Source organism: Pseudomonas sp. MF6751, assembly GCF_016613265.1.
GTDB lineage: Bacteria > Pseudomonadota > Gammaproteobacteria > Pseudomonadales > Pseudomonadaceae > Aquipseudomonas > Aquipseudomonas fluorescens_BV.
This window is the reverse complement of record NZ_JAENSV010000079.1, coordinates 1-9523: the sequence shown is the minus strand read 5'-3', so window position 1 is coordinate 9523 and position 9523 is coordinate 1. Positions and strand designations below refer to the sequence as shown.

Genomic DNA, 9523 nt, shown 5'->3' with positions numbered 1-9523 from the left:
CGAGCTGATCCAATGTTGGCCAGAAGCTGTTTGGAGCTTCCTCGGATAGGCCTGATACATAGATGCAACCGGGTACCAATGTTTGAAAAGCGGGTTGAAAGTGGGGGCGAGTCCATACATAGGAGCGGGCTTGCCCGCGAAAAACCTGAGGACGCCGCGTGTTAACCAAATGCGCTGCGTTATCGTTGGAGTTTTTCGCGAGCAAGCTCGCTCCTACCGAGGTTACTGGGCCACCACCAGCCCCGTTGCAACCCTGCCGCTGCCAGCAGAATCGCCGCCACACCCAGCCATTGCAGCCACCCTAGGCGATGCCCGAACGCAATCCAATCCACAAAGATCGCCGCAATCGGGTAGATGAACGACAGCGCGCCGGTAATGGCCGTCGGCAGTTTCTGGATCGCGCCATACAGCAGTACATACATCAAACCCGTGTGCACCACCCCCAAGGTGACCAAGGCCGCCCACGTCGTGGTGGATGCCGGCAGGCCATTCCAGGGTACCAGTGGCGCCAGCAATAGCGCGCCAGTCGTCACCTGGATCAATGCCATCAAATGCGGCGGTACTTCCTTGAGGCGCTTGATGATCAACGCCGCGGCCGCATACAAAAATGCCGCCCCCAGGGCCAGCGCGATGCCTACCAGGTAATCTCCTCCACCCGTTTGCTCGCCATGGGCGGTGACAATCGCCAACATGCCCAGGAACGCCACGCTCAACCACGCCAGTTTCTGCACGGTGATTTTTTCACCGAGAAACACCGCCGCCAGCATCACCAGGATAAACGGCTGCACGTTGTACACCGCGGTGCTGATAGCGATGGAGGCACGGGAATAGGATTCGAACAGCAGCAACCAGTTGCCGACAATGGCCACGCCGCTGAGCACGGCCAGCCCCAGTTTTGCCCAACTGAGCAGGTCCAGGCGCAGGTAACCCAGCCAGGCGCACACCAGTACCAGCGTCAGCGCACCGATCACGCAGCGCCAGAACACCACCTCGATCACCGACACGCCAGACACCAGCACAAACCAGCCAATGCTGCCCGAGATCAGCATGGCGGCGACCATTTCCCACGACCCGCGACGGATGGATGAATCCATGATTGAGGCTCCTCAAGTGAGGCTCCAGTATGGCAATCTGTTGGCGACGGCTACAGCGACTAAAAAAGGCAAAAGCCCGAAATCACCTTTTCTTATTAGGCACAGACCATGATCGACACCATCGACCAGCAACTGATCGCCGCCTTGATGGACGACTCGCGGTTGTCCCTCAAGGCCCTGGCAGGCATCACCGGGCTGTCGTCACCCAGCGTCAGCGAACGCCTGCGCCGCCTGGAAGAACGCGGCGTGCTGACCCATTACACCGTCGACATCGACCCCAAACACTTCGGTTACCTCCTGCAAGCCATCGTGCGCATCCGCCCCCTGCCCGGCAAACTGCAGGAAGTGGAGCGTCAGATCCAGGCGATCCCCGAGTTCACAGAGTGCGACAAGGTTACCGGGGACGACTGCTTTATCGCACGCCTGCACGTACGCACCATGGAGCACCTCGACACGCTGCTGGACCGGCTGAATACCTATGCCGAAACCAACACCGCTATCGTCAAGAAAACCCCGGTGAAACGGCGTTTGCCGCCGTTGGCTGACTAAATGAGTTGTTCAGGTCATGCCCAGTGCACGGCCCGCTCACTGGTCAGCTTTTCCACAAACCCCACAATCCGCCGACAGGCTTGCGCCAGGCGCTCCTCGCCCAGGGTAAAGGACAGTCGAACGAACCCCTGGGCCGGCTCGCCGAAGGCTGCCGCGTCCAGCACCGACACGCCCGCTTCACGAAACAGGCGCCAGGCAAAATCCAGCGACCCCAGCCCCGTGCCGCGCACATCCACCAGCACAAACATGCCGGCTTGCGGCGCCTGCACCCGGATGCCTGGGCAGGTGCTCAAGGCGGTCACTACCAGGTCACGTCGGCGTCGGTAGGTCTCCCGCATACCTTCAGTGACTTCATCGTGGGCCAACACCGCGGCGGTCGCCGCCTCCATCACAAAGCCGGGCAAGCCGTACATCATGCTCAACAGCAGGGTTTCGGCGTGCTGCACCATTTGCACTGGAGCGATGAGCCAGCCGATACGCCAGCCGGTCATGGCGTGGGACTTGGACAAGCTGCCGATCACAATGCAGCGCTGCGCCATGCCCGGTAACGCCGCGAGGCTGTGGTATTGACCGTCGAACACCAGGCTTTCGTAGACCTCATCCACCACCACCCACAGATCATGGGCGATGGCCAGGTCGGCAATGGCTTGCAGCTCCTGCAGGTCAAGCACCACGCCAGTGGGGTTGTTCGGATTGGAAAAGAATATCGCCCGGGTACGCGGGGTGATCGCGGCGGCGAGCAAGGACGGATTCAGGCGAAAGCCGGCTTCAGCACTGCAGGGCACCCGCACCAGGGTGGCGCCGCTGGCCTTGAGCGTAGCTTCGTAGGTGACGTACATCGGGTCGAGCACCAGCACTTCGTCGCCGGCCTGCAACAGGCACAGCGAACTGATGAACAGCGCGTTCTGCGCACCGGGCACGATGATCACGTTGTCGGCGGCCAACGGCTGGGCAAGGGTTCGGCTGTAACGGGCTGCGATCGCCTCGCGCAGTGCGGGGCGACCGGCGATCTCGGTGTAGTGGGAATCTCCCGCGTGCAAGGCATTGACGGCGGCGTCGGTGATAAAGCACGGCGTGGCGAAATCCGGGTCGCCGACGCTGAGGATGATGACGTCTTCGCCCTGGCTGGCGGCGTCGAACGCGGCGTGGTGGATGTCCCAGGCGGCAACGCCCTGCCCTGCAATTCGCTCAACGAAGGGAGAAAACTTCATGCCAGAGCCTCTGATGAAAGAAGAAAGACGCAGATCCGTAGATGCGCGGGCGACAAAAGGCCAACTTAGTGCATGGCAAACCTTCGTTCAATGGCTAAATAGGGCCTTGTCCCCATGGCAGGCAATCACATTGAACCCCCTTCCGGTCGCCGTTCTCAAAGCTGCAAAGACCACGGCCCTGGAACACGCACAATGACTTTCATTCTATGGCTGGCCGTATTGGGCGCCGTACTGCTTACCCTGGCCCTCACCTCCTCATACTTGCGCTGGATGCCGGTAACCACCTCGGCGGTGTGCCTGTTGCTGGGCATCGCCATCGGCCCCCTGGGCGTGGACCTGTTGCACCTGGACATCAAGGGCTCGGCGCGCTGGATGGAGCACCTGACCGAAGTGGCGGTGCTGTTTTCGCTGTTCGTCAGCGGCTTGAAATTGCGCCTGCCGCTCAGGCATCGCACCTGGCGCATCGCCTTTGGGCTGGCCGGCCCGGTCATGCTGTTGACCATCCTCGGCACCGGGCTGTTGCTGCATTACCTGCTTGATCTGTCGTGGGGGGTGTCTCTGCTGGTGGGCGCGATCCTGGCGCCGACCGACCCGGTGCTGGCGGGCCTGGTTCAGGTCAACAATGCTCAGGACTACGACGCGCTGCGCTTCGGTCTGTCCGGCGAAGCGGGGCTGAACGATGGCAGCGCCTTTCCGTTTGTGATCTTCGGCCTGCTTTTCATGCAACACGGCGGTTTCGATGGCGACTGGGTCGGCGGTTGGGTGCTGAAAAACCTGGTATGGGCGGTGCCGGTCGGGCTATTGATCGGTTACTGGATGGGCCGAGGTATCGGTCGTGTGACGTTGCGCCTGCGCCTGATCAATGCCGACAGCACCCTCTCGCCCAATGATTACCTGACACTGGCATTGATCGCCCTTGCCTATGTGACCGCCGAAGCCGTAGGCGGCTATGGCTTCCTGTCGGTATTCGCGGCGGGCCTGGGGTTGCGTCAGGCCGAGGTGAAGTCCACCGGCAACGCCCGGACTCCCGCCGAGCACTTGGCCCAACCGGTGGTGGGCCACCTTGAAATCGAGCCCGAGCAAGCCTTGCATGGTGACGTCAGCCAGTTGAAGGACACCCAGATCGCGGCAGGCGTGATGATGGGCGACATGCTGGCCTTCGGCAGCCTGGTGGAGCGGGCCATGGAGGTGTTCCTGGTGACAGTCTTGGGCATTGTGTTGGTCAGCCACTGGGAGTGGGCCGCGTTGGCGGTGGCACCGTTGCTGTTTTGTGTCATTCGCCCCGCCAGTGTATTCGCCATGCCTTGGGGCCGCCTGCTAAACCATCGCCAACGTGGCCTGGTCAGTTGGTTCGGCATCCGTGGGATCGGCAGCATTTACTACCTGTTCTATGCGCTCAACCACGGGCTGGTGGGCACCAGCAGTGCGGTGGCGGTCAACCTGACATTGTCGGTCATCGCGTTGAGCATCCTGGCCCACGGGTTGAGCACCCAGCCCATGCTGGCGTGGTATGAGCGTCAAGCTGCGCAAAAAAATTGAATCCTGCACCGCGCCGGGGTTTCAAACAGTCAGGACCCACAGTGCGAGTCAACTAATGAAAAATATCGCCCAACGATTGCTTGAGGAACGTCAACGCCTGGGATATTCGCAGCAATACCTGGCGCAGGCAGGCGGCGTGACCACACGCGAGCAACGGCAATATGAACTGGGCGAAGACCTACCCCATGCCAACTACCTGGCAGCTTTGGCCGAACACGGGGTGGATGTGGTGTATGTGATCACTGGCAAGCGCAGCACAGTGGTCAATATCAGCCGCGATCAGGCGCAGGCGCTGATCGATAACCGCGTGGTGGGCCAGGAGGTGTCGCTGGACGGCGGGGCCGAAGAAGACGTCTACTTCAAGCTCAGCAATCCCTCGGGCCCGCCGCCGGATCAGTCCTGATTTTCAGTGTTGCCAACGTCCGCCGCTTCATCCAGGTCGTTCAGCGGCACCTCGGCATCGTCCATCAACGAACCCGGGTCTTCGTTGCCGGGGTCGTTGAGTTCATCGTCCAGTTCTTTTGACATGTGGGTCTCCTCTAACCGCCTTGGGTATCGATATCGGCATCGGTTTCAGGCTTGTGCTCGCGCTCGGGCCTGAAGTCTGGACTGTAGTCGTTTTCCTTGGCCTTTGGGTCGCTCGCAGGCGTTGGATCCTTGGGCGCATCGGCGGCGGTGCCAGGGGCCGGCTCGCCGCCGTCGATGGCGGGGTCGTTGCGATTGTGGGTCTGGGGATCTTTAGGCTGGGTCATGAGGCACCTCTTTGCAGGCCGGTGAAAAATCTGTACCGCATAGAGCTAAGGCGTCACGCCCACGGCTGAAGTTCCGTCCGCGTGGTCAGCGCAGTGGATTGTCCACTTGGATATAAAACGCATAAATGCCCAACACCAGCCAGAACACCATGAACAACCACGGCGCGCGCATGGAAAACAACAACGACTTGCGATAGCCCTTGTGGCTCGACTCCATCTCGGAAAACAGTGGCGACTCATCGTAGGCCATGCCCATCACCGGCTCGCTGCGCAGCAATTCGCTTTGCTTGTAGTGCCAGTGGTCGATGATTTCATACGCCGCACGGATACCGGGCCAGGCATTCAGCGAACTGAGAATACCCAGCGAGACCAGGAAGATCGGCACCACCAGCGTGAACAGCTTGCCCCATTCCGGGTTGAGGTTGCCCATGCCGGAGACAAAGGCAATCACCAGGAAGGATTGCGCGGTCAGGTAGGCGTCGGTGCGGTTGGCCAGGATGCTGGTTTCGTACTGGATCTCGCGCCGGTAAAAGTCGAGGCGGTCCTTGGGCGAGCCGAATATCTTGGCGTTGTGTTCGCTGTGGTCGTTCAGGGCCGCTTCCGGAGTGTGGGGGGAGATGATTCTGGACACGACGGTGCTCCACAAGGTGACGAAACTTCTTAGAAGAATCGGGGTTCGGTGAAGTTCAAGTGGGTTGGCGCACCAATCTGAAACACGCCGCGCCCCATTGTGGTGAGCCCCCTCCTGTGGCGAGCGAGCTTGCTCGCGCTGGAGTGCGCAGCGCTCCCGCTTTTATTGGGGCCGCTGCGCAGCCCGGCGCGAGCAAGCTCGCTCGCCACAGGTTATTGATGCCTAGTTCGCATTCCGGCACAGGCATTGCTTTATCCATTCACCACCCGGAAAACAGGAGCATACGTTACCCCCCGACCCAGAGCCGCCCCCATAAGAAAGTAAGGACCAGGCCTGTTGGCACCTTCAGCCACGGGCTCATAAAAACATGCGTTTTTTTAAGCGGCAGTGCCACCCAAAGCCACACTGGGCACTGACAAGGTACTGGAATGGCTCGATCTTTCTTTGATGAAATGAATGACGCAAACGGCGTATGCCGTGCGCACTATCAGGACTTCTCTCGCTGGCTGGCCAATACGCCGCCAGAACTGCTGGCCCAGCGTCGCCGTGAAGCGGACTTGCTGTTCCATCGCGCCGGGATCACCTTCACCCTGTATGGCGACGAGCAAGACACCGAACGCTTGATTCCCTTCGACATCATTCCCCGCAGCATTCCCGCCAGTGAATGGAGCCTGATCGAGCGTGGCTGCATCCAGCGGGTCAACGCACTGAACATGTTTCTCGCCGACATCTACCACGACCAGCGCATCATCAAGGCTGGGATCATTCCGGCAGAGCAGGTGCTGGGCAACGAGGGCTATCAGAAGGCGATGGTCGGCCTGGATCTGCACCGCGACATTTACTCGCACATCTCCGGTGTCGACCTGGTGCGCGACGGCGACGGTACCTACTACGTGCTGGAAGACAACCTGCGCACCCCCAGCGGCGTGAGCTACATGCTCGAAGACCGCAAGATGATGATGCGGCTGTTCCCGGAAGTCTTCGCCAAGCAGCGCATTGCACCCGTGGACCACTACCCCAACCTGTTGCTCAAGACCCTCAAGAGCGCCAGCCGCCTCGATAACCCGAATGTGGTGGTGTTGACGCCTGGGCGCTTCAACAGCGCCTTCTTCGAACACGCGTTCCTTGCCCGGGAAATGGGCGTGGAGCTGGTGGAAGGTGCCGATCTGTTCGTGCACGATCTCAAGGTGTTCATGCGCACCACCGACGGCCCCAAGCCCGTGGACGTGATCTACCGGCGCATTGACGACGCCTTCCTCGACCCCCAGGCGTTCAACCCCGAGTCGATGCTCGGCGTGCCGGGGTTGGTGGCGGCTTACTGCGCCGGCAATGTGGTACTGGCCAACGCCATCGGCACCGGGGTGGCTGACGACAAGTCGATCTATCCCTATGTACCGGCGATGATCCGCTTCTACCTGGACGAGGAACCGATCCTGCAGAACGTGCCGACCTTCCAATGCCGCAAGCCCGATGAACTGTCTCATGTGCTGGCCAACCTCGAGCAGTTGGTGGTCAAGGAAACCCAGGGCTCCGGCGGCTACGGCATGCTGGTGGGCCCGGCGTCGACGGCCGCCGAGATCGAAGACTTCCGCCAGCGCATCAAGGCCCGTCCCCATGCCTACATCGCCCAACCCACCCTGAGCCTGTCCACCTGCCCGACCTTCGTCGAAAACGGCATTGCGCCCCGGCATATCGACCTGCGCCCATTCGTACTCTCGGGCAAGGAAACCCGCCTGGTGCCCGGCGGCTTGACCCGCGTGGCGCTGAAGGAAGGCTCGCTGGTCGTCAACTCGTCGCAAGGCGGCGGAACCAAGGACACCTGGGTGGTGGAGGGCTGAGTATGTTGAGTAGAACCGCTGCAGATCTGTATTGGATGTCCCGTTACCTGGAGCGCGCCGAGAACCTGGCGCGCATGCTGGAAGTCAGTTATTCGCTGTCCTTGATGCCCCAGGCCGGGCGCAGCGATGGGCTGGATGAACTGGCCATGTCGTTGCTCAGCAGCGGCACCCTGGACAGTTACCTTGAACGTCACCAAACCCTGGATGCCGAGCGCATGCTGCACTTCTTCGCCCTCGACGAAGAAAACCCGGCCAGCATCTACAACTGCCTGCGCGCCGCCCGGGGCAATGCCCACGCCGTGCGCGGACGCATCACCGCCGACATGTGGGAAAACCTCAATGCCACCTGGCTGGAAATGCGCAGCATTGCCGCCGGCGGCCTGGCGCGACATGGCATCAGCCACTTCTGTGACTGGGTCAAACAACGTTCGCACCTGTTCCGTGGCGCCACCTCCGGGACGATCATGCGCAATGACGCCTACCGCTTCATCCGCCTGGGTACCTTTGTCGAGCGCGCCGACAACACCCTGCGCCTGCTGGATGCACGCTACGAGATGTTCGGCGAAGAGTCCGAAGAAGTCAGCGACCTGTCGGCCCGCGGCTATTACCAGTGGAGCGCCCTGCTCCGCGCGTTGTCGTCATTCGAGGCGTATACCGAGCTGTATCCCAATGCCTTGAATGCCCGCTCGGTGTCGGAACTGCTGCTGTTGCGCAGTGACGTGCCGCGCTCGCTGCATGCGTGTATCGAGGAGTTGAGCCATATCCTTGCGGACCTGCCCGGCAGCTATGGACGCACGGCGCAGCGGTTGGCGGCGGAATTTGAAGCGCGGCTGCGGTATACGGGGATTGATGAGATTCTGGAGGATGGGTTGCATAGGCGGTTGACGGAGTTTATTGAGGGCGTGCGGGAGTTGGCGGGGGCGGTGCAGAGTTCGTATTTGGAAGTGATCTGAAACCTGTCTTGGGATTTGAAATGCAGGCAGCTTTATATATAAAAAGCCCGCACCCCAAACCCACGTCACGCAACTTCAAGACAAATCAAATTAAACCCTGCGAATTCTAATATTATCAACAAAAAATTTCATACCGGACAGCGTTTTGCTTAGAATCATAACCCGTAAAGGGTAAACATTAGAGCTCTCTGGCGGCACAAACTCAACCACAAGCTTTTTCCAATAATTATTAGCTAGGATATCTGCCATTGCAATTCGATTGTTGCCAGAGAAAATTAACGCAATCCCATAAAAATTAGCGGACTGATCATAAGCAAGATCAGAACTAAGCTCGTATTTCTGGCCAGCAGAAAACTGGTTGCCCGTATAAATCTTCTCCAGTCCAAATTCAGCCGAGACCCCGGAGTTAACTAGCCACAGATAATAACCTCCAGCTTGAGCACTAAATCCATAAATCCCGGCGTTGACAGCACGCCAACCGTTAAGCGTTTTATCATCAAACTTAGTAAATTCGATCTCAATTGGGAGAGGTTTGTTGATGACTTTGTACTCCACTATCGGAAAGCTGATGGCCAGGGTTTCATCCTTGCTTGTGCTGACCGCTGCCTTGAGCTCCATCTGCAGCTTGGTTCCATCACCCAATCCATTCAAATAACTACGAGCAATCCCTGGTTCGATTTTTCCGTTAGCGATCCAGGTCGGATTGACAGCTGCACTGCCCGCCCCGTTGTACACCGTCAGCGAATGATCATCGCCCTTGTTCGTTTTCCCCAGCAGCCTCAACCAGACGGGGTAAGGCGCAGTCATAAACGGCCAGACACCAATATGACCGGCGGCCGCGAAAACTGAGTGCAACACCTGACCTTTCCGGTACGGTGCTGCCCCTATGTCCTATTCCGAACTCAGCGTCGAAGAGCGCGCCATCATTCAACTCAGTCAAGCTCAAGGCTTCAGCC

Annotated in this window: 10 protein-coding genes and 1 pseudogene; 5 read left to right on the top strand and 6 right to left on the bottom strand. The window is 59.7% G+C overall.

The annotated features are described in order from the left end of the window. Positions 1–179: 179 nt before the first annotated feature. Complete coding sequence (locus tag JJD66_RS27420) at positions 180–1094, bottom strand: DMT family transporter (protein WP_200649478.1); 915 nt, start codon at positions 1092–1094, stop codon at positions 180–182. A 108-nt stretch (positions 1095–1202) separates the two neighbouring features. On the opposite strand from JJD66_RS27420, the gene JJD66_RS27415 reads away from it, so the two are divergent. Continuing rightward, positions 1203–1643 carry an Lrp/AsnC family transcriptional regulator gene (locus JJD66_RS27415; protein WP_034119698.1) on the top strand — a complete coding sequence of 147 codons (441 nt, stop codon included), beginning with the start codon at positions 1203–1205 and terminating at the stop codon, positions 1641–1643. Positions 1644–1678: 35 nt separating this feature from the next. Here JJD66_RS27415 and JJD66_RS27410 read toward each other — a convergent pair. Beyond that, positions 1679–2854 (bottom strand): annotated as a pseudogene (locus JJD66_RS27410) (pyridoxal phosphate-dependent aminotransferase); the annotation flags it as partial. 192 nt (positions 2855–3046) lie between these two features. Between JJD66_RS27410 and JJD66_RS27405 the strand changes: the two are divergent. Together JJD66_RS27405 and JJD66_RS27400 are read left to right on the top strand one after the other, a co-directional pair. After that, on the top strand, positions 3047–4393 hold the full coding sequence (locus tag JJD66_RS27405; RefSeq protein WP_200649476.1) for a cation:proton antiporter: 1347 nt from the start codon (positions 3047–3049) through the stop codon (positions 4391–4393). A 55-nt stretch (positions 4394–4448) separates the two neighbouring features. After that, entirely contained in the window at positions 4449–4796 is a 348-nt protein-coding gene (locus tag JJD66_RS27400) for a helix-turn-helix domain-containing protein (protein ID WP_200649475.1), read from the top strand. Here the strand turns inward: JJD66_RS27400 and JJD66_RS28305 are convergent. From JJD66_RS28305 to JJD66_RS27390, 3 genes are all read right to left on the bottom strand, one after another. Continuing rightward, positions 4787–4921, bottom strand: a complete 135-nt coding sequence (locus JJD66_RS28305) for a hypothetical protein (protein WP_014718417.1) — start codon at positions 4919–4921, stop codon at positions 4787–4789. The genes JJD66_RS27400 and JJD66_RS28305 overlap by 10 nt on opposite strands. A gap of 11 nt (positions 4922–4932) precedes the next feature. Continuing rightward, positions 4933–5145 carry a hypothetical protein gene (locus JJD66_RS27395; RefSeq protein ID WP_096144667.1) on the bottom strand — a complete coding sequence of 71 codons (213 nt, stop codon included), beginning with the start codon at positions 5143–5145 and terminating at the stop codon, positions 4933–4935. 85 nt (positions 5146–5230) lie between these two features. Beyond that, entirely contained in the window at positions 5231–5776 is a 546-nt protein-coding gene (locus JJD66_RS27390) for a hypothetical protein (protein ID WP_057975968.1), read from the bottom strand. Between the two features lie 428 nt (positions 5777–6204). On the opposite strand from JJD66_RS27390, the gene JJD66_RS27385 reads away from it, so the two are divergent. Continuing rightward, positions 6205–7614 (top strand): circularly permuted type 2 ATP-grasp protein, encoded by a 1410-nt coding sequence (locus tag JJD66_RS27385; protein ID WP_034127666.1) that lies wholly within the window; start codon positions 6205–6207, stop codon positions 7612–7614. Between the two features lie 2 nt (positions 7615–7616). After that, positions 7617–8567, top strand: coding sequence for an alpha-E domain-containing protein (locus tag JJD66_RS27380; protein ID WP_200649474.1), 951 nt, complete (start codon positions 7617–7619; stop codon positions 8565–8567). 90 nt (positions 8568–8657) lie between these two features. On the opposite strand, the gene JJD66_RS27375 is transcribed toward JJD66_RS27380, so the two are convergent. Further along, positions 8658–9425, bottom strand: coding sequence for a hypothetical protein (locus tag JJD66_RS27375; RefSeq protein ID WP_200649473.1), 768 nt, complete (start codon positions 9423–9425; stop codon positions 8658–8660). Between the last annotated feature and the right edge of the window lie 98 nt (positions 9426–9523).

Excerpts from the sequence above, each read along its gene's own strand:
- JJD66_RS27380 (WP_200649474.1), top strand. The coding sequence starts at position 7,617 with ATGTTGAGTAGAACCGCTGCAGATCTGTATTGGATGTCCCGTTACCTG.
- JJD66_RS27395 (WP_096144667.1), bottom strand. The coding sequence starts at position 5,145 with ATGACCCAGCCTAAAGATCCCCAGACCCACAATCGCAACGACCCCGCC.
- JJD66_RS28305 (WP_014718417.1), bottom strand. The coding sequence starts at position 4,921 with ATGTCAAAAGAACTGGACGATGAACTCAACGACCCCGGCAACGAAGAC.
- JJD66_RS27405 (WP_200649476.1), top strand. The coding sequence starts at position 3,047 with ATGACTTTCATTCTATGGCTGGCCGTATTGGGCGCCGTACTGCTTACC.
- JJD66_RS27420 (WP_200649478.1), bottom strand. The coding sequence starts at position 1,094 with ATGGATTCATCCATCCGTCGCGGGTCGTGGGAAATGGTCGCCGCCATG.
- JJD66_RS27415 (WP_034119698.1), top strand. The coding sequence starts at position 1,203 with ATGATCGACACCATCGACCAGCAACTGATCGCCGCCTTGATGGACGAC.
- JJD66_RS27385 (WP_034127666.1), top strand. The coding sequence starts at position 6,205 with ATGGCTCGATCTTTCTTTGATGAAATGAATGACGCAAACGGCGTATGC.
- JJD66_RS27400 (WP_200649475.1), top strand. The coding sequence starts at position 4,449 with ATGAAAAATATCGCCCAACGATTGCTTGAGGAACGTCAACGCCTGGGA.